This window comes from Erwinia sp. TECH1 (genome assembly GCF_054057575.1).
Genome location: NZ_JBSRZK010000001.1, coordinates 3,275,533 through 3,296,728 on the forward strand (window position 1 = coordinate 3,275,533; position 21,196 = coordinate 3,296,728).

Annotated in this window: 17 protein-coding genes; 8 read left to right on the forward strand and 9 right to left on the reverse strand. The window is 57.8% G+C overall.

Annotated features, from left to right (window positions below):
* Positions 1–163: 163 nt before the first annotated feature.
* Both ACVWZ0_RS15305 and gyrA read right to left on the reverse strand, forming a co-directional pair.
* On the reverse strand, positions 164–724 hold the full coding sequence (locus tag ACVWZ0_RS15305) for a hypothetical protein (protein ID WP_253459833.1): 561 nt from the start codon (positions 722–724) through the stop codon (positions 164–166).
* 155 nt (positions 725–879) lie between these two features.
* On the reverse strand, positions 880–3,516 hold the full coding sequence (gene gyrA, locus ACVWZ0_RS15310; protein ID WP_253459830.1) for a DNA topoisomerase (ATP-hydrolyzing) subunit A: 2,637 nt from the start codon (positions 3,514–3,516) through the stop codon (positions 880–882).
* Between the two features lie 179 nt (positions 3,517–3,695).
* Here gyrA and ubiG point away from each other — a divergent pair, with 179 nt between their 5' ends.
* The 4 genes from ubiG (at position 3,696) to yfaE (ending at position 8,712) form a co-directional block, all read left to right on the forward strand.
* Complete coding sequence (gene ubiG / locus ACVWZ0_RS15315; RefSeq protein WP_125288228.1) at positions 3,696–4,424, forward strand: bifunctional 2-polyprenyl-6-hydroxyphenol methylase/3-demethylubiquinol 3-O-methyltransferase UbiG; 729 nt, start codon at positions 3,696–3,698, stop codon at positions 4,422–4,424.
* 527 nt (positions 4,425–4,951) lie between these two features.
* A complete protein-coding gene (nrdA, locus tag ACVWZ0_RS15320; protein ID WP_253459827.1) occupies positions 4,952–7,237 on the forward strand; it encodes a class 1a ribonucleoside-diphosphate reductase subunit alpha in 2,286 nt (761 codons plus the stop codon).
* A gap of 76 nt (positions 7,238–7,313) precedes the next feature.
* Complete coding sequence (nrdB, locus tag ACVWZ0_RS15325; RefSeq protein ID WP_253459825.1) at positions 7,314–8,444, forward strand: class Ia ribonucleoside-diphosphate reductase subunit beta; 1,131 nt, start codon at positions 7,314–7,316, stop codon at positions 8,442–8,444.
* Between the two features lie 7 nt (positions 8,445–8,451).
* Positions 8,452–8,712, forward strand: coding sequence for a class I ribonucleotide reductase maintenance protein YfaE (gene yfaE / locus ACVWZ0_RS15330; protein ID WP_199746382.1), 261 nt, complete (start codon positions 8,452–8,454; stop codon positions 8,710–8,712).
* Positions 8,713–8,750: 38 nt separating this feature from the next.
* On the opposite strand, the gene ACVWZ0_RS15335 is transcribed toward yfaE, so the two are convergent.
* Entirely contained in the window at positions 8,751–9,947 is a 1,197-nt protein-coding gene (locus ACVWZ0_RS15335) for a nicotinamide mononucleotide deamidase-related protein YfaY (RefSeq protein WP_253459822.1), read from the reverse strand.
* A 214-nt stretch (positions 9,948–10,161) separates the two neighbouring features.
* On the opposite strand from ACVWZ0_RS15335, the gene ACVWZ0_RS15340 reads away from it, so the two are divergent.
* Complete coding sequence (locus tag ACVWZ0_RS15340; RefSeq protein WP_253459819.1) at positions 10,162–11,607, forward strand: catalase; 1,446 nt, start codon at positions 10,162–10,164, stop codon at positions 11,605–11,607.
* A gap of 290 nt (positions 11,608–11,897) precedes the next feature.
* Here ACVWZ0_RS15340 and menE read toward each other — a convergent pair whose 3' ends face one another.
* The 6 genes from menE to elaB all read right to left on the reverse strand — a co-directional run bounded on the left by menE (position 11,898) and on the right by elaB (position 18,142).
* Positions 11,898–13,244, reverse strand: coding sequence for an o-succinylbenzoate--CoA ligase (menE, locus tag ACVWZ0_RS15345; RefSeq protein ID WP_253461267.1), 1,347 nt, complete (start codon positions 13,242–13,244; stop codon positions 11,898–11,900).
* 120 nt (positions 13,245–13,364) lie between these two features.
* Complete coding sequence (menC, locus tag ACVWZ0_RS15350) at positions 13,365–14,387, reverse strand: o-succinylbenzoate synthase (RefSeq protein ID WP_253459816.1); 1,023 nt, start codon at positions 14,385–14,387, stop codon at positions 13,365–13,367.
* Complete coding sequence (gene menB, locus ACVWZ0_RS15355) at positions 14,387–15,241, reverse strand: 1,4-dihydroxy-2-naphthoyl-CoA synthase (protein ID WP_253459813.1); 855 nt, start codon at positions 15,239–15,241, stop codon at positions 14,387–14,389. Before menB ends, menC begins: the two co-directional genes overlap by 1 nt.
* A gap of 9 nt (positions 15,242–15,250) precedes the next feature.
* Positions 15,251–16,015 (reverse strand): 2-succinyl-6-hydroxy-2,4-cyclohexadiene-1-carboxylate synthase, encoded by a 765-nt coding sequence (gene menH, locus ACVWZ0_RS15360; protein WP_253461266.1) that lies wholly within the window; start codon positions 16,013–16,015, stop codon positions 15,251–15,253.
* Complete coding sequence (menD, locus tag ACVWZ0_RS15365) at positions 16,012–17,652, reverse strand: 2-succinyl-5-enolpyruvyl-6-hydroxy-3-cyclohexene-1-carboxylic-acid synthase (RefSeq protein WP_253459810.1); 1,641 nt, start codon at positions 17,650–17,652, stop codon at positions 16,012–16,014. The genes menH and menD overlap by 4 nt, the downstream gene beginning before the upstream one ends.
* Positions 17,653–17,824: 172 nt before the next feature.
* Complete coding sequence (gene elaB / locus ACVWZ0_RS15370; protein ID WP_253459807.1) at positions 17,825–18,142, reverse strand: stress response protein ElaB; 318 nt, start codon at positions 18,140–18,142, stop codon at positions 17,825–17,827.
* A 269-nt stretch (positions 18,143–18,411) separates the two neighbouring features.
* Between elaB and ACVWZ0_RS15375 the strand changes: the two genes are divergently transcribed.
* The 3 genes from ACVWZ0_RS15375 to ACVWZ0_RS15385 all read left to right on the forward strand — a co-directional run bounded on the left by ACVWZ0_RS15375 (position 18,412) and on the right by ACVWZ0_RS15385 (position 21,168).
* Positions 18,412–20,064, forward strand: a complete 1,653-nt coding sequence (locus tag ACVWZ0_RS15375; RefSeq protein ID WP_125288238.1) for a glucan biosynthesis protein D — start codon at positions 18,412–18,414, stop codon at positions 20,062–20,064.
* A 442-nt stretch (positions 20,065–20,506) separates the two neighbouring features.
* Positions 20,507–20,806 (forward strand): hypothetical protein, encoded by a 300-nt coding sequence (locus ACVWZ0_RS15380; protein WP_125288239.1) that lies wholly within the window; start codon positions 20,507–20,509, stop codon positions 20,804–20,806.
* Entirely contained in the window at positions 20,803–21,168 is a 366-nt protein-coding gene (locus ACVWZ0_RS15385) for a hypothetical protein (RefSeq protein ID WP_125288240.1), read from the forward strand. Before ACVWZ0_RS15380 ends, ACVWZ0_RS15385 begins: the two co-directional genes overlap by 4 nt.
* Positions 21,169–21,196 lie beyond the last annotated feature (28 nt).

The window sequence follows — 21,196 nt, forward strand, 5'->3', positions numbered from 1 at the left end:
CGCCAGAGCCGTTAAAAAGCCAGTTACCCGTACGCTCAACGCGCTGTTTTCTGCGTAAAACGCCGCGCTTACTTAAGACTTTTCTGGATAACCGTCAGCGGAACGGCGACAGGCCGCAAAAACGTCGCTTTTTTGCGCCAGCGCGGCCAGTTTCTCGGCAGATTCATTCATACAACCCAGCGATAGCGCAATAATCTCCTCTCTGGAAGGTCGGCGCGCGCTCTGGCTTTGCGCTTTTTGATTTTTTCTCGATAACATAAATAGCCTCCTGCACATATGTCTGATGATAAAGATAACCGGCCGCCTCTGCGTGCCGGATAAGAAGACGATGATACAACCTGCCCAGCTTTTTCCGGATCGCCACCGCTACCAGCATCATCGGCCGATGCCGTTGCGAAAAATCCTCTATGGCGGCCCCAATTCCCTGCACCATAAACTTCTCCAGCTCGCTACGCGTAAAGTTCATGCCGCCGTCAGGCTTAAAACGTCCCTCTTTGCCTGGCAACAATAGCGCATCGTGCGGATAAAAGCTTACTATCCAGGCGAAATTTTCAACATAATCATGCGTCCAGTTTCCAGTAAAAAGAAAGTACATTGCCCTGTGTAATGGATTGATCTCAACAATGTATTCCCGGTTTCTTCCGTCCCGCTTAATTACGCTGACCAGATAACATTCTCCCCTGCCCGTCAGCGGAGAAAAATAACGTTCGGCTTTGATTTGCATGGCAACCCTCCGTAGTTCGCCCTGCGTGTATAGCAATCCTCTTCGCCGCTGTCCGTTTCGGACGCCAATCCTGCGTAGCGTCTTCCGCATTTTCTTCGGCGCATAAAAAAAGGCCGGTTCACTGAACCGGCCTCTGGCACCTTAAGCGGAAGAAATTACTCTTCTTCGTCGCCTTCTGGCGCGTCGTCTTCCATCACTTCCGGCGCGATGTCCTCGTCGCCTTCGGCCACGCTGCCGTCGATAGCATCCAGCTCTTCTTCGGCAACCGGCTCGGCCACGCGCTGTAGGCCCACCACGTTTTCATCTTCCGCAGTACGGATCAGAATAACGCCCTGGGTGTTACGGCCAACCACGCTGACCTCAGACACGCGGGTACGCACCAGCGTACCGGCATCGGTGATCATCATGATCTGATCGCTGTCGACCACCTGCACCGCGCCGATAACCGGCCCGTTGCGCTCGGTAACCTTGATCGAGATAACGCCCTGGGTCGCACGAGACTTGGTCGGGTACTCGCTGTTGGCGGTACGCTTACCGTAGCCGTTCTGCGTCACCGTCAGGATAGCGCCGTCATCACGCGGCACGATCAGCGAGACCACACGATCGCCTTCCGCCAGCTTAATGCCGCGCACGCCCGATGCGGTACGGCCCATCGCGCGCACCGCGTTCTCGGCGAAGCGCACCACTTTACCCGCCGCAGAGAAGAGCATCGCTTCATCGTTGCCGTTGGTCAGCGCCACGCCAATCAGCTCATCGTCTTCGCGCAGGTTGACGGCGATAATGCCGGCGCTGCGTGGACGGCTGAACTCGGTCAGCGCGGTTTTCTTCACGGTGCCGCTGGCGGTCGCCATAAAGATGTTCCAGCCTTCCGCGTATTCACGCACCGGCAGAATTGCGGTGATGCGCTCGTTCGCTTCCAGCGGCAGCAGGTTGACGATAGGACGTCCACGCGCGCCACGGCTCGCTTCCGGCAGCTGATAGACCTTCATCCAGTAGAGACGACCACGGCTGGAGAAGCAGAGGATCGTATCGTGGGTGTTGGCCACCAGCAGGCGGTCGATAAAGTCTTCTTCCTTGATGCGTGCTGCCGACTTGCCTTTGCCGCCGCGACGCTGCGCTTCGTAATCCGTCAGCGGCTGATATTTCACGTAGCCCTGATGCGACAGGGTCACGACCACATCTTCCTGGTTGATCAGATCTTCAATATTAATATCGGCGCTGTTGGCGGTGATTTCCGTGCGGCGTTTGTCGCCAAACTGGTCACGCACCAGCTCCAGCTCTTCGCGGATCACTTCCATCAGGCGCTCTGCGCTTTCCAGAATGCGGATCAGCTCGGCAATTTGCTCCAGCAGCTCTTTGTACTCGTCCAGCAGCTTTTCGTGCTCCAGGCCGGTCAGCTTCTGCAGACGCAGATCCAGGATCGCCTGGGCCTGCTGTTCGGTCAGGTAATACTGGCCGTCGCGAATGCCGTACTCTTCTTCCAGCCACTCCGGACGCGCCGCGTTGTCGCCCGCGCGTTCCAGCATGGCGGAAACGTTGCCCAGCTCCCACGGACGCGCCACCAGACCCGCTTTCGCTTCCGCTGGCGTTGGCGCGTGGCGGATTAGCTCGATAATAGGATCGATGTTGGCCAGCGCGATCGCCAGCGCTTCAAGGATATGCGCGCGATCGCGAGCCTTGCGCAGTTCAAAGATAGTCCGGCGCGTCACCACTTCACGGCGGTGGCGAACAAAGGCTTCCAGAATATCCTTCAGCGGCATGATCTTCGGCTGGCCCTGATGCAGCGCCACCATGTTGATGCCGAAAGAGGTTTGCAGCTGGGTCAGCGAGTAGAGGTTGTTCAGCACCACTTCGCCTACCGCATCGCGCTTCACTTCCACCACGATGCGCATCCCGTCTTTATCGGACTCATCGCGCAGCGCGCTGATCCCTTCCAGACGTTTCTCTTTCACCAGCTCCGCCATTTTCTCGATCAGGCGCGCTTTGTTCACCTGATAGGGAATTTCGTGGATGATGATGGTTTCGCGGCCGGTTTTAGCGTCCACTTCCACTTCGCCACGCGCGCGGATATAGATTTTGCCGCGCCCGGTACGATAGGCTTCTTCAATGCCGCGACGGCCGTTGATGATGGCGGCGGTCGGGAAGTCCGGCCCCGGAATGTGTTCCATCAGCCCTTCAATGCTGATGTTCTCATCTTCGATATAGGCCAGACAGCCGTTGATCACTTCCGTCAGGTTGTGCGGCGGAATGTTGGTCGCCATGCCCACGGCGATGCCCGAAGAACCGTTAACCAGCAGGTTCGGGATCTTGGTCGGCATGACTTCCGGGATCTGCTCGGTGCCGTCATAGTTCGGCACGTAGTCGACGGTTTCTTTTTCCAGATCCGCCAGCAGCTCGTGAGCGATTTTAGACATGCGCACTTCGGTATAACGCATTGCCGCAGCGGAGTCGCCGTCAACGGAACCGAAGTTGCCCTGGCCGTCTACCAGCATGTAGCGCAGCGAGAAAGGCTGCGCCATACGCACGATAGTGTCATACACGGCGGTATCGCCATGCGGGTGATATTTACCAATAACGTCGCCGACAACACGGGCTGACTTTTTATAAGGTTTGTTCCAGTCATTGCCCAGCACGTTCATGGCATAGAGCACGCGACGGTGTACTGGCTTCAGGCCATCGCGGACGTCTGGCAATGCACGGCCAACGATGACCGACATGGCATAATCAAGGTAAGAGTTCTTTAGCTCTTCTTCGATATTGACCGGTGTGATTTCTCTGGCCAGGTCACTCATGGAGGCGCTTTCCTTCTAAATTATACCCGGATTTAAAGGTGCGAAAGTATATCACCTTTAGGCACTATGGTGAACGGAAAGCGTCGTTCCGCCCGCTTTAATCGCGCGCTTTTATCCTGTCGGCCGTTCGCCTGCGGAAAGATGTATACTGAAGCCAAACTTCCAGGGAGTAAGAAACAATGAAGGCAGAGCAAAACAGCGCCACGGCTAACGTGGATCATCAGGAAATTGCCAAGTTCGAGGCGGTCGCGTCGCGCTGGTGGGATCTGGAAGGCGAGTTTAAACCGCTGCACCGCATTAACCCGCTGCGCCTGGGTTATATCGCTCAGCACAGCGACGGCCTGTTTGGCAAAAAGGTGCTGGACGTCGGCTGCGGCGGCGGCATCCTGGCGGAAAGCATGGCGCGTGAAGGCGCCGAAGTGACCGGCCTGGATATGGGCGCGGAACCGCTGGAGATCGCCCGTCTCCATGCGCTGGAAAGCGGCGTGAAGGTCGACTACGTACAGCAAACCGTTGAAGAGCATGCGGAGCAGTTCGCCGGTCAGTACGACGTGGTGACCTGTATGGAGATGCTGGAGCACGTGCCGGATCCGCGCTCGGTGGTGCACGCCTGCGCGAAGCTGGTTAAGCCCGGCGGCGAAGTGTTCTTTTCCACCCTTAACCGCAACAGCAAATCCTGGCTGATGGCGGTGATCGGTGCGGAGTATGTGCTGCGCATGGTGCCGCGCGGTACGCACGATATTAAAAAGTTTATCCGCCCCGGCGAGCTGCTGAACTGGGTTGATGAAACCTCGCTGCGCGAGCGTCATATGATTGGCCTGCATTACAATCCGCTGACCAACAAGTTCAAGCTGGCGCCGGGCGTCGACGTTAACTATATGGTGCATACGCACCGCCCTGCGGAATAACGCCTCTTCCCTTAAGGACGCTGTTTCTTAAGGGAAATTTTTTCCTGCCTCCGCTTTGGCTGCACTTCCCTTCTCGCACCGCACTTTTTGTCCTTCTGCCTTTGCAGGAATTTCTTATTAGCTTCGGCGTAAATTTTATTTCGTGCCTGCGTCGCTTTTTTCGCCATTCGTCAGGATATTTTCAGCATCTGAAGTATACTTTTTGGCCAAAAAAAAAGGCGGCGGATCAAGGGTGCGCAAAGATCCCGCATTCAGGAAAAATAAGAAAAAATTTCTCGCCCTGTTGACATGGACCCAGGGCCTTGAGAAACGCGGACTTAGGAAAACGGCCAGCCCGCGATCAGTAAAATTGCCGCTGCGTCAAGGCTTGTTAAGATCGCAGAAATTACTAAAATAACCACCATATTGTTATCAATACTTCATCCACCCCCTATATATAGTGTTTATCCACAGAGTTACTCACACGTGAGCAGTCTGTGTATAAACGGGGGATATTTTCGATCTCACGGACAGGATAAAAACGCCACATGAATCAGAGCCTGCTTGTCACTAAACGCGATGGCCGCACCGAACGCATCAATCTGGATAAAATCCACCGCGTGCTTGACTGGGCTGCAGAAGGTCTGCAAAACGTTTCCGTCTCTCAGGTTGAACTGCGTTCCCATATCCAGTTTTACGAAGGCATCAAGACCTCCGACATCCACGAGACGATCATCAAGTCTGCTGCCGACCTGATCTCCCGCGATGCGCCGGACTATCAGTACATGGCCGCGCGCCTGGCTATCTTCCACCTGCGTAAAAAAGCCTACGGCCAGTTTGAGCCGCCGAAGCTTTACGATCAGGTGAAGCGCATGGTCGATCTGGGTAAATACGATCGCCACCTGCTGGAAGACTACAGCGTGGAAGAGTTCGAGCAGATGGACGGCTTTATCGACCACTGGCGCGATATGAACTTCTCCTATGCCGCCGTTAAGCAGCTGGAAGGCAAATATCTGGTGCAGAACCGCGTGAGCGGCGATATCTACGAAAGCGCGCAGTTCCTCTATATTCTGGTGGCGGCCTGCCTGTTCTCCGGCTATCCACGTGAGACGCGTCTGGATTACGTAAAACGTTTCTACGACGCGATTTCTACCTTTAAGATTTCCCTGCCGACGCCGATTATGTCCGGCGTGCGCACCCCAACCCGCCAGTTCAGCTCCTGCGTGCTGATCGAGTGCGGCGACAGCCTGGATTCGATTAACGCCACCTCCAGCGCCATCGTGAAATATGTTTCCCAGCGCGCCGGTATCGGCATCAACGCTGGCCGCATCCGCGCGCTGGGCAGCCCGATCCGTGGCGGCGAAGCCTTCCACACCGGCTGTATTCCTTTCTACAAGCATTTCCAGACGGCGGTGAAATCCTGCTCGCAGGGCGGCGTGCGCGGCGGTGCAGCGACGCTGTTCTACCCAATGTGGCATCTGGAAGTAGAAAGCCTGCTGGTGCTGAAAAACAACCGTGGCGTGGAAGGCAACCGCGTGCGTCACATGGACTACGGCGTACAGATCAACAAACTGATGTACACCCGTCTGCTGAAGGGCGAAGAAATCACCCTGTTCAGCCCGTCCGACGTGCCTGGCCTGTATGACGCTTTCTTTGCCGATCAGGAAGAGTTTGAGCGCCTGTATACCAAATACGAGAAGGACGACAGCATCCGCAAGCAGCGCGTAAAAGCGGTAGACCTGTTCTCACTGATGATGCAGGAACGCGCCTCAACCGGCCGTATCTATATTCAGAACGTTGACCACTGCAACACCCACAGCCCGTTCGATCCGGCTATCGCGCCCGTGCGCCAGTCCAACCTCTGCCTGGAGATTGCGCTGCCGACCAAACCGCTGATGGACGTCAACGACGAGAACGGCGAAATCGCGCTCTGTACGCTGTCGGCGTTCAACCTTGGCGCCATTGAAAGCCTGGACGATCTGCAGGAGCTGGCCACGCTGGCAGTGCGCGCGCTGGATGCGCTGCTGGACTATCAGGATTACCCAATCCCGGCCGCCAAACGCGGCGCGATGGGCCGTCGTACGCTGGGTATCGGCGTGATCAACTTCGCGTACTATCTGGCGAAGCACGGCGTGCGCTATTCCGACGGCAGCGCCAACAACCTGACGCACAAAACCTTTGAAGCCATTCAGTACTACCTGCTGAAGGCCTCCAACGAGCTGGCGCAGGAGCAAGGCGCCTGCCCGTGGTTTAACGAAACCACCTATGCGCAGGGCATTCTGCCGATCGACACCTACAAGAAAGATCTGGATGCGATCAGCAACGAGCCGCTGCACCTGGACTGGGAAGCGCTGCGCGAGGCGATTAAAACGCACGGCCTGCGCAACTCCACGCTTTCCGCGCTGATGCCGTCAGAGACCTCTTCGCAGATCTCCAACGCCACCAACGGCATTGAGCCGCCGCGCGGCCATATCAGCATCAAGGCTTCCAAAGACGGCATTCTGCGTCAGGTAGTGCCGGAGTATGAGCGTCTGAAAGATCAGTATGAGCTGCTGTGGGATATGCCGAATAACGACGGCTATCTGCAGCTGGTCGGCCTGATGCAGAAGTTTATCGACCAGGCGATTTCATCGAACACCAACTACGATCCGACGCGCTTTGCCAACGGTCGCGTGCCGATGAAACAGCTGCTGAAAGATCTGCTGACCGCCTATAAGTTCGGCGTGAAAACGCTTTATTACCAGAACACCCGCGACGGCGCGGAAGATGCTCAGGACGACCTGGCGCCATCCATTCAGGATGACGGCTGTGAAAGCGGCGCCTGCAAGATTTAACCAAAGCGGGGCGAGCTTCGCCCCCTGATTTTACGTCGGGCCGGGTTTTCCCTGCCCTTCCTCACTGGATAATGTCATGGCTTACACCACGTTCTCGCAAAATAAAAACGACCAGCTGAACGAACCGATGTTTTTCGGCCAGCCGGTCAACGTCGCCCGCTACGACCAGCAGAAATACGGCATTTTTGAAAAGCTGATCGAAAAGCAGCTCTCCTTTTTCTGGCGTCCGGAAGAGGTGGACGTGTCGCGCGACCGCATCGACTACCAGGGCCTGCCGGACCACGAAAAGCATATCTTTATCAGCAACCTGAAATACCAGACGCTGCTGGATTCCATTCAGGGACGTAGCCCGAACGTGGCGCTGCTGCCGCTGATTTCGATCCCCGAGCTGGAAACCTGGGTCGAGACCTGGGCGTTTTCTGAAACCATCCACTCGCGCTCTTATACGCATATCATCCGCAACATCGTTAACGATCCGGCGGTGGTGTTTGACGATATCGTTACCAACGAGCAGATCCTGTCGCGCGCCAAAGATATCTCCGGCTACTACGACGATCTGATCGAGATGACCAACTACTGGCATCTGCTGGGCGAAGGCACGCATCAGGTCAACGGCAAAACCGTGACCGTTAACCTGAGAGCGCTGAAAAAACAGCTTTATGTCTGCCTGATGAGCGTGAACGCGCTGGAAGCGATCCGCTTCTACGTCAGCTTTGCCTGCTCGTTTGCTTTTGCCGAGCGTGAACTGATGGAAGGCAACGCGAAAATCATCAAGCTGATTGCCCGTGATGAAGCGCTGCACCTGACCGGCACTCAGCATATGCTGAACCTGCTGAGAAGCGGCGAAGACGATCCGGAGATGGCGGAAATCGCTAAAGAGTGCCAGCAGGAGTGCTACGACCTGTTTGTGCTGGCCGCGCAGCAAGAGAAAGAGTGGGCGGAATACCTGTTCCGCGACGGCTCGATGATTGGCCTGAACAAAGATATTCTTTGCCAGTACATCGAATACATCACCAATATCCGCATGAACGCTGTGGGTCTGGAGCTGCCGTTTAAAACCCGCTCTAACCCGATCCCGTGGATCAACTCCTGGCTGGTTTCGGACAACGTGCAGGTTGCGCCGCAGGAAGTAGAGGTCAGCTCTTATCTGGTTGGGCAGATCGATTCCGAAGTAGGCGAAAACGACTTCGACGACTTCCAGCTGTAACATGCGGATGTACGTTACCCTCAGCGCCTGCGGCACGCGTCTGGAATGCGCTGAGGATCACCCTAACCTGCTGACGACGCTGGAAGCCCACAACTATCAGGTGGAGTTTCAGTGCCGTGAAGGCTACTGCGGCTCCTGTCGTATGCGCCTGGTAAAAGGGGAAGTCAGCTATGCGGAGAAACCGCTGGCCTTTATTCAGCCGGGAGAGATCCTGCCGTGCTGCTGCAAGGCTAAAGGTGATATTGAGATCGAGATCCTGCACCTTTAGTTGTACGCTGAATAACCGCGCCCTCCGGCGCGGTTTTTTTAGCCCCGCTGCGTCTCCACCACGTCAATCCAGCCGTGGCCACCCGTAACCTCCAGACCATCCAGCCAGCGCCGCAGCATATTCAGCGCCATCATGGCAGAGACGTCCTGACGCGCCTTCAGCCCGTGCCGGTTGTTGCTGAACTTTACCCGCTGGCTCCAGCAGCCCTGCGGCGTAAAGAGGGCAAAGCCGAGGTGATTTTCTTTTTCTGCGCCAACCACCAGCGCCAGATCGGCTTTATCCGCTTCGGCTAACCGTTGCGCGCGCTGCATCAGTTCAGCCAGGCTTTCATCCTGTGACGGCAGCACGTTGCCCGCCGCCAGCGGCGCCTGTACCGAGGCGAGCTGATACTGCACCAGTCCGGCGGTAAATTGTTCGCTGACCGCCAGGCGATGGGTCTGCTCCTGCAGGCGACGCGACAGCTGCGCGGGCAGCCCTTCCGCACCTTCAAAAATCGTGCTTTCGCCAGCGATCTCGCGCACCTGCTGCCAGAACTGCTCCATCTCAGGCAGCTTAGAGGCCGGGCCATTCAGCTTCAGCTCGATAATCGGCATTGAGGCGCGGTAGCCCATTACCACGCCTTCCGGCAGCGGCAGCGGTTCGATTTCTGACGCCAGATCGCTTTCTCCGCGACCAAAGGTAGTCAACCGCAGGCATACCGGCGGGTCTGACACCGGGAAGCGAGCTTTAAGACGAGGCAGAATTTGCTCCTCGACCATTCTTTTATATTCTGACGGCACGCCGGGGGTGAAGAAGATCCAGCAGCGGTTGAGCTGAAGCGCAAAACCGCAGGCGGTGCCGATCGGATTGTCGATCATCTCGGCACCCGCCGGGATTTCCGCCTGCTTGCGGTTGCTGTCGGCCATTTTGCGGCCGCGTCCGGCAAAAAACGCCTCCATCTTCGCCAGCCACTCTTCCTGCATCACCAGCCCGACGCCTGCCGCTTTCGCCGCCGCAACCGCGCTTAAATCATCGCTGGTCGGCCCCAGGCCGCCGTTGACGATCAGCACATCCGCCACCTTGCTGCGCTCGGTAAGCACGCTGACCAGCTCTTCCATACTGTCGCCAACGGTCTGGCGGCTCGTCATGGGTAATCCCTCTTGAAACAACAGTTCGGCCAGCCAGGCCGCATTGGTATCCACGATTTGCCCGTGCAGCACTTCATCGCCGGTAGATAGCATTTCCACTCTGATCATGTTCTTCTCCGCATTGTTCAGACCTGTTTAACAGTATGAAGCCTCACGGGAAATTACAACGTCATTTCACCATCAATACGGCAAATGGCAGCAATAGCTAACGCCAGATTGCCGTCGATTAACCGAAGCGGGCAATATAGCTCACACAATAGCCAGTGCCGATTGAAAAAGAAATTTTGAAAGGTATCACTTCAGTTAACGAGGATATGCGCTCATGACCAAAAAAGGACTCACCACCGCCTCAGGCGCGCCAGTCGCCCATAATAATAATGTAATGACTGCCGGACGCCGCGGCCCGATGCTGCTACAGGACGTTTGGTTTCTGGAAAAGCTGGCCCACTTCGACCGCGAAGTGATCCCGGAGCGCCGTATGCACGCCAAAGGCTCCGGCGCTTACGGCACCTTTACCGTAACTAAAGATATTACCCGTTTCAGCCGGGCGAAGATTTTTTCCGAAGTGGGTAAAAAAACCGACCTGTTTATGCGCTTTTCTACCGTGGCCGGCGAGCGCGGCGGTGCCGATGCCGAGCGTGATATTCGCGGTTTCTCGATGAAATTTTATACCGAAGAAGGCAACTGGGATCTGGTCGGCAACAACACCCCCGTTTTCTATCTGCGCGATCCGCTGAAGTTCCCCGATCTGAACCACGTGGTGAAACGCGATCCGCGTACCAACCTGCGTAACCCAACCTACAAATGGGATTTCTTCTCGCAGCTGCCGGAGTCGCTGCACCAGCTGACCATCGACTTCAGCGATCGCGGCCTGCCCACTTCCTATCGCCATATCCACGGTTTCGGCAGCCACACCTATAGTTTTATCAACGACCAGCAGGAGCGCTTCTGGGTTAAATTCCATATGCGCTGCGAACAGGGCATTCAGAACCTGATGGACGATGAGGCCGCGCTGCTGATTGGTCGCGACCGTGAAAGCTCGCAGCGCGATCTGTTCGACGCCATTGAGCAAGGCAATTTCCCGCGCTGGAAATTCTTTGTGCAGGTTATGCCGGAAGCCGAAGCCTCCTCCACGCCTTACAACCCGTTCGATCTGACCAAAGTCTGGCCGCACGCCGACTATCCGCTGATTGAAGTGGGCGAGTTTGAGCTGAACCGCAATCCGGACAACTACTTTGCCGAAGTGGAACAGGTCGCCATGAGCCCGGCTAACGTAGTGCCCGGCATCGGTTTCTCGCCGGATCGGATGCTACAGGGTCGCCTGTTCTCCTATGGTGACGCGCACCGCTATCGTCTGGGCGTCAACCATCATCAGATCCCGGTGAACGCGCCGAAGTGTCCCTTCCACAACTATCATCGCGACGGCGCGATGCGCGTGGACGGTAACAGCGGCAACGGCGCCACCTACGAACCCAACAGCTTTAACGTGTTCCAGGAGCAGCCCGATTTCAGCGAGCCGCCGCTGTCGCTGGAGGGCGCAGCCGACCACTGGAACCATCGCGAAGATGATGACTACTTCACCCAGCCGCGCGCGCTGTTTAACCTGCTGAGCGAAGAGGAACACCAGCGGATGTTCCAGCGTATCGCCGGAGAGCTGCGTCAGATACCGGAGTTTATCCAGCAGCGCCAGCTCGCGCTCTTTTATCAGGTGCATCCGGCCTACGGCGCAGGCGTGGAACAGGCGCTGAAAGAAGCAAAACAGGGCTAAATGCCGGGCCGTCTTCGGCCTCGATAGCGTCAGTCAGCATAGCCATGCCGGGATATTTTCCCGGCATTATTGTTTGATGACCAACTTAAAAGCCTGCGGGTGTATTGCCGTTTTTTACAGCAGCACCACAGCGGTAGAGGCTGAGCGGACGGGCAACAAGCCTGGATAGTCGTATTCACGGCGTCTCCGTGTTCCGCTCTGTCTCTGCGGCTATTCACCCAACGAAGTAGCGAACTGACGGCTGAGCATAGTTTTGTCAACAGTCAGTAATGCCGGAATTTGTTCCGGCATTACTGTTTTTCCTGCCGTAACACCCACTCCGCCAGCTGCCTGCGGGAAGGCTTGATGCCGCCGCCGCTCAGCTTCGGCAGTGTGTACCAGCGCACCGGGCGTTGAAACCCGGCCAGATTTTTTGCCGCCCAGTCCTGGAGCGGCGCGAACGAAGACGTGCCCTTGAGCGCCACCAGCGCAACCGGCCGGTGACCATATTCCTCATCAGGCTGCGGCACGATAAAAACCTGCTCCACCGTTTCGTGCCGGGCCAGCACCGCTTCCAGCTGTTCGGGCTGAATACCTTCCCCCGCCGAGAAAAACAGATTGTCCAGACGACCGCTAATCAGCAGATTGTTACCGCGCTGCACACCACCATCGCGCGTGTGAAACCATCCTTCCTTATCGGTAAGCGGCAGCAGCTTCCCGTCCTGCCAGTAGCCACAGGCCAACGCCTCTGAACGTAGCGTAATTTCTCCCTCGTTTAGCCTGATGCTATGACCAGGCAGCGGCTCGCCGACACCTGGCTCGCCGTCCGCCCTTTTCGCCGCCACGGTCGAGGCCGTTTCCGTCATGCCGTAGCCGCACCAGCAGGCGATGCCGCGCGCTTCCGCCTGAGCGGTCAAAGCTGGCGGAATAGCCGCCCCGCCAAGCAAAACGGTGCCCAGCCGCAGCGTCGGCTCCTGCAGTAAACGCCAGAGCTGCGTAGGCACCAGCGAGGCAAAAGTCGCTTCCGGGCTGATTTTGTTATCGCTGAGCACCAGCCTTGCGCCGCGGTAAAGCCAGCGCCAGAAAATGCCCTGGCCGGAAATATGAAACAGCGGCAGCGAGAGCAGCCAGCTGTCGTCCGCCCCGAAGTTAAGCCTCGTTGTTACGCCATGCGCGCTGGCGAAATGCGCGTTAAAGGTGTGTGCAGCGGCTTTCGGCAGGCCGATGGAGCCGGAGGTTAACGTCAGCGTGGCGATGGCGTCGCGCTGCCAGCGGGCCGGGATCGGGCCAGCTTGATTGATTATCTTTAACGCAGGGATATTTGCTGGCCCCTCGCCGTTCAGCGTCAGCGCATAGTCCATATTTAACGAAGGCAGCAGCGCGGCAGTCTGCCAGGCCGGCAGCCGGGGATTGACAGGCAGCAGGCGCGCGCCGCAGCGCAGCAGCGCCAGCCAGGCCAGCACGGCCCGTTCGCTGTTGGCGGCCTGTAACACCACGCCGCTTCCGGCGCTTACGCCCTGCGCGTGGAAGCCTGCCGCCAGCGCCTCGATTTGGTCTGCCAGCTGCGCCCAGCAGTAGGCGCGATCGTCAACCGTCAGCGCGAGGCGAGTCGGCGCCAGCTTCGCCCAGTACAGCCATGGCCAACAGTCAGCGCTCAGCATACTTCCTCCAGGTCTTTAGCAGGCGTCAGCGGCAGCCAGGGCCAGCAGCCTGAAGTCAGCATACTCCCTCCAGGTCTTCAGCAGCCGTCAGCGACAGCCAGGGCCAGCAGTCAGCGCTCAGCATACTTCCTCCAGGTCTTCAGCAGCCGTCAGCGGCAGCGGCGACCCCGGCCAGGCGCGTACCAGCTGCTGCTGCATTAGCGAAAGCGTATCCAGACCGGGCGCGACGCCAGGCGTCAGCCAGCTGGCTATCCGCGCCAGCTGCGTCAGGCCCAGGCTCGACTCCACCGACGAGCTAATCACCGCCGTCAGGCCGGCCTCGCTGGCTCGGGCGATAGTTTCGCAAACCGTCGCCAGGCTGCCGACAAGCGTTGGCTTGATCACGATAGCGCGCAAATGGGGTTCCGCGGTCGGAACGTATCCCGGCAGGCGGCTGCTCTCATCCCAGGCCAGCGCGATGCCCGTTTCCTGCGCAAAGAGACGTGAATCCTCCTGCGTTCGGCACGGCTCCTCGATAAAAGCGATACGCGAGCGCAGAGGCTCCGGCACAAAACGGGCGAACTGCCTGGCTTTCTCCAGGCTCCACTGCTGGTTCGCATCCAGCCGCAGCCTCAGCGTCGGTACCGCTTCCAGCAGCAGCGATGCGGTTATGCCATCGCGCACCGCTTCGTAAAGGCCCACTTTCAGCTTGGCTACCGGCTGCGGCCGCTGGTTAAGCTGAACAATCAGCTCGTCGGGATCGCCTGTGCACAGCATTGCGCCAGAATAGTTGCCCGCTGACGGCAGCAGGCCAGCCAGTTCCGCCAGCGCGCAGCTGAGGCCAAACGCCACGGAAGGCGACAGGCCGTGCTCTTTTGGTAATGGCGCTGAGGACGAAAGCGATGGCGACACGGGCGTCAGCAAGCCATGTCCCGTTTCCGCGCCCGATCGCCAGCCTTGCAGCCAACGCAGCGTTTCAGCCTGCGCCTGCGCCGCCGTTTCCGTACTGAAGCCGGGCAGCGGCGCTATCTCGCCCCAGCCTTCCCGGCCCGCCTCTTCCAGCCTGACCAGCAGCCCGTGGCGCGATGCTACCCGCCGATCGCGCAGTACCACGCCCGCCGTCATTAGTATGTTGTAATTAAAGAGCGTCGCCCGGCGCATCAGGGATTTCGCTTAAAGCGGCTGAAATCCGGCTGCCGCTTCTGATTAAAAGCGTTGCGCCCTTCCTGGCCCTCTTCCGTCATGTAGAACAGCATGGTGGCGTTGCCCGCCAGCTCCTGCAACCCCGACTGGCCGTCGCAGTCGGCGTTCAGCGCCGCCTTCAGGCAGCGCAGCGCCATCGGGCTGTTTTGCAGCATCTCACGACACCAGCGCACCGTCTCTTTTTCCAGTTCAGCCAGCGGCACGACCGTATTAACCAGGCCCATTTCCAGCGCCCGCTGCGCGTTGTACATCCGGCACAGGAACCAAATTTCACGCGCCTTTTTCTGACCAACAATGCGCGCCATATAAGACGCACCCCAGCCGCCGTCGAAAGAACCGACTTTGGGGCCGGTCTGGCCAAACTGCGCATTGTCCGCCGCTATCGTTAAATCGCACAGCATATGCAACACGTGCCCGCCGCCGACCGCATAGCCTGCCACCATCGCCACTACCGGCTTGGGACAGGTGCGGATCTGACGCTGAAAATCCAGCACGTTAAGATGATGTACGCCTGCCTCGTCGCGGTAGCCGCCGTAGTCACCGCGAATTTTTTGATCGCCGCCGGCGCAGAAAGCCTTATCGCCCGATCCGGTAAGGATAATGACGCCGATTTGCTCGTCGTGCCGCGCGTCGCTCAGAGCATACAGCATCTCCTTAACGGTTTGCGGCCGAAAAGCGTTGCGCACCTCGGGCCGGTTGATGGCGATCCTGGCGATGCCGTCCGACGTTTTGTGATAGAGGATATCGCTGTAGTCGCCACATGGCCGCCACTCTGTCGGCGCATACAGCATCGCTTCATCGGGATAAATCATGATTTCTCCTTAAACGGGGTTGAGCTTTTGCGCCAGGGCGGCGGCAAAGGCCTGTGGGCAGGCGCGATGGGCGTTGTGACCCGCCGCCGGGATAGTGGTAACCGGCAGCCCGGCCCCGGCGGCCAGACGCTGAAATTTGAGGTCGTGCTCGCCGCAGAGATAGTGGAAAACAGGAAGGCGCTGGATTTCCGGCAGCAGATACGGCTGGCGGGCGAGCGAGGTATTGAGCAGCATAGCGGCCAGCGCCTGCGGATCGTTATCGGCTCGCAGGGCGATCAGCTGTTGCCGCTGCGGTTCGCGCAGATCGGCAAACACCGGCTGGCGATACCACTTATGCAGCGTGTCGCCCAGCGGCTGCTGGCGGAACAGGCTGGCCCAGTGGCGATCGTCAGCCAGCCGCTGCGCCCGCTCATGGGGCGACGCCAGCCCGAAGTGAGCGCCTTCCACCACCACGCCAGCCAGCGACGAATCTGCATAGCGGCAGGCGTGATACAGCGCCGCGCGGCCGCCGAGCGAATAGCCGATCAGCCAGTAGCGTTGAATGCGATGCTGTCGCAAAGTGGCGTTCAGCCGCGCCGAAAGCTGTTCAAAACCGCTGACCCGCTGCGCCCGTGAGCCGCCGTGTCCGGCTAGGTCAATGCTCAGCTGCGGCCAGTCGCGGAAAAAATCCTGCACCGGCTGCCACTCCCGACCGCTGCCCAAAAAGCCGTGCAGCCAGACCAGCGTCGGCCTGTCGCTGCGGTGTTCGCCCTGCCAGCGCGCGTGCAGTATCATTTTCGCCATGCTCCGGCGAGCCACGGTGCGCCCGCCTCAACCTTCAGCTCAATCAGCGTGGCGGTGGTGCTACGCCAGCCCGCTTCAACAGCGGCCTGCAGCGACGGCCAGTCTTCCGGCTGACGGTAAGCCAGGCCGAACATAGCGGCGGCGCTGGCGAAACACGCCTGCTGCGGCAGGGTGAAAAAGCGCGCCCGCTCGTTTTCAGGCGTCGGCAGCAGGGAAAAAATCTGTCCGCCGCCGTTATTGACCACAATCAGCACCAGCGGCCCGGCGGTCAGCGCCAGGCTGTTGAGGTCATACAGCGCCGAGAGATCGCCCACTATCGCCAGCAACGGTTTGCGGCTGCCGCGCTGTACGCCGGTCGCGGTGGCAAGTAGCCCATCAATGCCGCTGGCACCGCGGCTGGCATAGACGGGATAGCCAGCAGGCAGGCGGGCAAAGGCGTTGGCCAGCCTGATGGTCAGGCTGTTGCCCAGAAACAGCGCGCCCTGCTCCGGCAGCAGCTCTGCCAGCCGCTGCGCCAGCTGCGCTTCACCAAAATCCTGTAGCCTTTCGGCGAGCGCTGCATGGGTTTCCAGCGCCAGCGCCTGTAGAGAAGGCAGCCATGCGGGTTGCGAAACGGCTTGATGCGCGACAAGCCATTTGCCGATGTCGGCCACTATGCGCTGACTGCGATGATGGGCGGGATCCAGATGGCCGGACAGCGGATCGATGAGCCAGTATGCCGCCGGATCCGCTGCCGCCAGCCAGCTGGTCAGCCTTTTCCCGGTAAGCCGGGCGCCAAACTGAATAAGGATTTCCGCCCGATCGAGCGCCTGCCGCGCATGTTCCTCCTGGAGCCAGAGTTCGCTACAGGGAAACGGCGCGCCGGTATGGGACTGTATATCCGCCAGCAGCGGCCAGCCCAGCGTCTCTGCCCATTCAGCCAGCGCCACGCCCTCCTGCGCCGTGATTTTGCCCGCGATAATCAGCCCACGCTTTTGCCGCCAGCGCGGCCAGCTGTCGAGCACAGGCGTGGCCCGCTCCGCATGGATGTTCAGCCAGGGCGTGTCTTCGAGCCACCATTTGCCCAGCGCATCGTGCCAGGTCTGGAACGCCGATGACGCTTCGCCGTATAAAGGTTCGGCAAAAGGCACGTTGATATGCACGGCGCCTGTAGGATGCTGTTGCAGCAGCGCATCAATGGCCGAAACCAGCCAGCGAGCCGGAATATCCGCAGAGGGTCGGGGAAGATCCAGCGCGCCGCCGACGTGGCTGGCGAAAATACCGGGCTGGATGATGGCCTGATTGGCGCCGCAACCGATGAGTTCCGGCGGGCGATCGGCGCTGAGCACGATAAGGCGTTCGCCGGTCAGGCTGGCTTCGATCACGGCGGGCGCAAGATTGGCGACGGCGGTGCCGGAAGTGACGATTAACGCCACCGGACGCTGCGTCGCTTTCGCCAGGCCCAGCGCCAGATAGCCGAGGCCGCGCTCGTCAAAGTGGGTATGACAGATCAGGTTGCCCGCGGCGGCTTCCAGCGTCAGCGGCGCGGATCGGGAACCGGGTGCAATACAGATGTGCTGCACGCCATGACGGCTAAGGGCTGCCAGTATAACGGCGGCCCAGCGGCGGTTGAAGATACTGTGCGACATCACCCACTCCAGATCAAACAAGCAGCGGGCAGTATAAGAGCGCCCAGGCGGGCCGATTTTGATTTAGGGCAGGATTAACGTGTTATTTTCACTTTGGCAACCTGGGCGGCAAAAACAAAACGGGCACCCTGAAGGTGCCCGTTATTACTGGCGTAGCGCCCGGCGTTATCGCTTAGCGACGCGCCAGCAGCAGTCCTACCACCAGGCCCAGCGTAGCGCCTACGCCGATGCCCTGCCACGGCTTCTCATGAACATACTCATCAGCACGGCTGGCAACTTGTTTAGCGCGATGGTAGTAGTTATCTGAGGCGTTGCTGACGCGTGCTTTAACGTCGTTCAGCGATTTTTCCGCTTTGGCTTTCAGCTCAACATATTTCTGATCGGCCGGATCGCCAGATGATTTCAGCACTTCCTCCAGCGTTTCGGTCAGCAGAGCCAGATCGTCATCCAGGCGGGTGTCGAGTTCTTGTGGGTCAGTTGTCTTAGCCATAACATCTCCTTGTGCGAATAATACCTTTAACTATAGACACTTTTTGCCGCTTTGCTTGTTTATCCGCCCAGGAATCGGCTGATATTGATTCCCGTTAAATGCCTGCTTTTGTCAGATTTATCTGCTAAATTTTGCCTGACTGAATTTCTGACGCCACACGCTGTCGTAACTCCCTGTGACCCGCTCACAATTCAGCTAAAACAGGCTCTTATAGCCACAGATCTAGCGCAGTTTTTACAGTTCCGTTCAGCAAAGGATATGACTCTGGCATGAATCGAAGAATGTTTATGAAGGCGTCAATGGCTTTCGCTACGGTAAGCGGGATGTCCGGTTTATCGACGTTGTTTGCACAGGCCGCCTGGGCCGACACCGATATCGCCGACGGCTCGGCAAAGCGTTTCGATTTTGACGTGTTGCAAAAAATGGCCGCAACCCTTGCGCAGAAACCTTACGGCGGCGCGCCCGCTCCCCTGCCCGAAACGCTGGCCACCCTGACGCCGCAGGCCTACAACGAAATTCAGTACGATGCGAATCATTCGCTGTGGAACGGCAACGCCGATCGCGAGCTTGACGTGCAGTTTTTCCACGTCGGCATGGGGTTTAAACGCCGTTTACGCATGTTCTCCGTGGATGCCGATCGGCAGGCGCGTGAAATTCACTTCCGCCCCGAGCTGTTTAACTACAACGACGCCAAAGTCGATACTAAACAGCTGGAAGGCAAAACCGATTTAGGCTTCGCCGGTTTCCGCGCGTTTAAAAAGCCGGAGCTGGCCAGCCGTGATATCGTCTCCTTTCTGGGCGCCAGCTACTTCCGCGCGGTTGACGATACTTATCAGTATGGTCTTTCCGCACGCGGCGTGGCTATCAACACCTTCGGCAGCAAAGAAGAGTTTCCGGACTTTACCGCCTTCTGGTTTGAAACGCCAAAAGCCGATGACACCACCTTCACCGTCTATACCTTACTGGACGGCGAGAGCTGCACCGGCGCGTTTAAATTTATTATTCACTGCGAAGAGAAACGCGTAGTCATGGAGGTGGAAAACCACCTTTATGCCCGTAAAGATATCGACCAGCTGGGCATTGCACCAATGACCACCATGTTCAGCTGCGGCACCAACGAGCGCCGCATGTGTGACACTATCCATCCGCAGATCCACGACTCCGATCGCCTGGCGATGTGGACCGGCAGCGGCGAGTGGATTTGCCGCCCGCTGAATAATCCACAGCGGCTGACGTTTAACGCCTATCAGGACGAGAACCCGCGCGGCTTCGGCATGTTGCAGCTGGATCACGACTTTGAGAATTATCAGGATGTGATCGGCTGGTACAACAAGCGTCCGAGCCTGTGGGTGGAGCCGGTCGGCAAGTGGGGCAAAGGCGCAATTAACCTGATGGAGATCCCGACCACGGGCGAAACGCTGGATAATATCGTGTGCTTCTGGCGTCCTACAGAAAGCATCAAGGCCGGCAGCGCGCACAGCTTCAGCTACAAGCTTTACTGGAGCGGCCTGCCGCCGGTTCACAGCGATCTGTCGCGCGTGAAGGCAACCCGCACCGGTATGGGCGGCTTCCCTGAAGGCTGGGCGCCGGGCGAGCATTATCCGGACGTCTGGGCACGCCGTTTTGCGGTGGATTTTGTCGGCGGCGATCTGAAAGCGGCCGCGCCAAAAGGCATCGAACCGGTGATTACGGTTACCTCGGGCACCGTTAAACAGGTCGAGATCCTGTATGTCGAGCCGATTGACGGCTATCGCATTCTGTTTGACTGGTATCCGAACAGCGATTCCGTCGAGCCGGTTAACCTGCGTTTGTTCCTGCGCACCAAAGACCAGACGCTGACCGAAACCTGGCTCTATCAGTATTTCCCACCGGCGCCGGATAAGCGTAAATACGTTGATGACCGGCAGATGACGGCGGGCTAAACGTTAACAGGCGAGGAACTCCTCGCCTTTTTTATCCCTGTTCAATTCAGGCAAATGGCACAGGGGTACTCGCAAAAGCCGTCCGGCTAATTTCTGTTACCTACAAAGAAAGTCCTGTGCCGACATCAGGCTACGATGCCTGGCGCGAGAAGAACGGCGCTGCCTGCTGTAGAAAAAATCGGACAGCATTATCCCATCGGGTAGCGCAAGCCAACCTGACGCCCCTGCCTCACGCCCGGTTGAGCTAAGTAATTCTAAGCCAGCCACTCCGTATCGAGCTTGCTGGCCTCTGTCATCAATCCGATCGCCAATATCCGCAATGGAAAATTGTATATACAAAAAATCCTTTAACTTTGGTATTAAAATAAGAAAACCACTTGAAATGGCTATAAAGTGGACTTATCTTGTATATACAAAAACCAGGGAAGAAGGATGAAACATCATGGAGCTGATGATTTCTCAGAAAATCAGGCTGAAACTGTCTGAAAAAAAGCCTCCCGTAACGGAAGATGAAATAATCCAGTGCTTTTCCAACAGGGACGGGCATTTTCTTGAAGATAACAGAGAGGATCATCAGTCAGATCCTCCGACGCGTTGGTTTATTGCTGAAACGGATTATGGAATAAAACTCAAAGTGGTTTTTATCTTTTATCCGGGTAGAGGGGTAGCTATCAGGACGGCCTACGCCCCTAACGATGACGAAATACGCATCTACAACAAATATGGATACGAAAAACTATGAGTAACAACGTTAACAAGCCAGACCAAAACGCCTCTCTCATCGCCTCAACGGATGCCGCATGGGAAGAAGGCGTGCTTGGGCGTAGCGAAGCGCATGTTAAAATTTCCAGCGAGGCAAGCGCTGCGGCGTTTGAAAAAGAGATTAATGAGGCGCTTGAGCTACAGCCCATCTCAATACGTCTTAACAAGTCGCTGATTGAAGATCTCAAAATGATTGCAGAGCTTGCGGGGCTGGGCTATCAGCCGCTGATCAGGCAGGTGCTGACAAGATTTACCGACTGCGAGAAAAAAAGAATTTTACGCCAGGTTCACTCTGAAGAGATGAAAAAACAGTCCGGCAAGAAAGCAAAAAAAGTGGCGTGACCCGCCCGGATAGCCCTGCTAACGCAGG

Bases quoted from the DNA above. Each gene is read 5' to 3' on its own strand.
- ACVWZ0_RS15305 (WP_253459833.1), bottom strand. From the start codon at position 724: ATGCAAATCAAAGCCGAACGTTATTTTTCTCCGCTGACGGGCAGGGGA.
- gyrA (WP_253459830.1), bottom strand. From the start codon at position 3,516: ATGAGTGACCTGGCCAGAGAAATCACACCGGTCAATATCGAAGAAGAG.
- ubiG (WP_125288228.1), top strand. From the start codon at position 3,696: ATGAAGGCAGAGCAAAACAGCGCCACGGCTAACGTGGATCATCAGGAA.
- nrdA (WP_253459827.1), top strand. From the start codon at position 4,952: ATGAATCAGAGCCTGCTTGTCACTAAACGCGATGGCCGCACCGAACGC.
- nrdB (WP_253459825.1), top strand. From the start codon at position 7,314: ATGGCTTACACCACGTTCTCGCAAAATAAAAACGACCAGCTGAACGAA.
- yfaE (WP_199746382.1), top strand. From the start codon at position 8,452: ATGTACGTTACCCTCAGCGCCTGCGGCACGCGTCTGGAATGCGCTGAG.
- ACVWZ0_RS15335 (WP_253459822.1), bottom strand. From the start codon at position 9,947: ATGATCAGAGTGGAAATGCTATCTACCGGCGATGAAGTGCTGCACGGG.
- ACVWZ0_RS15340 (WP_253459819.1), top strand. From the start codon at position 10,162: ATGACCAAAAAAGGACTCACCACCGCCTCAGGCGCGCCAGTCGCCCAT.
- menC (WP_253459816.1), bottom strand. From the start codon at position 14,387: ATGCGCCGGGCGACGCTCTTTAATTACAACATACTAATGACGGCGGGC.
- menB (WP_253459813.1), bottom strand. From the start codon at position 15,241: ATGATTTATCCCGATGAAGCGATGCTGTATGCGCCGACAGAGTGGCGG.
- menH (WP_253461266.1), bottom strand. From the start codon at position 16,015: ATGATACTGCACGCGCGCTGGCAGGGCGAACACCGCAGCGACAGGCCG.
- menD (WP_253459810.1), bottom strand. From the start codon at position 17,652: ATGTCGCACAGTATCTTCAACCGCCGCTGGGCCGCCGTTATACTGGCA.
- elaB (WP_253459807.1), bottom strand. From the start codon at position 18,142: ATGGCTAAGACAACTGACCCACAAGAACTCGACACCCGCCTGGATGAC.
- ACVWZ0_RS15375 (WP_125288238.1), top strand. From the start codon at position 18,412: ATGAATCGAAGAATGTTTATGAAGGCGTCAATGGCTTTCGCTACGGTA.
- ACVWZ0_RS15380 (WP_125288239.1), top strand. From the start codon at position 20,507: ATGGAGCTGATGATTTCTCAGAAAATCAGGCTGAAACTGTCTGAAAAA.
- ACVWZ0_RS15385 (WP_125288240.1), top strand. From the start codon at position 20,803: ATGAGTAACAACGTTAACAAGCCAGACCAAAACGCCTCTCTCATCGCC.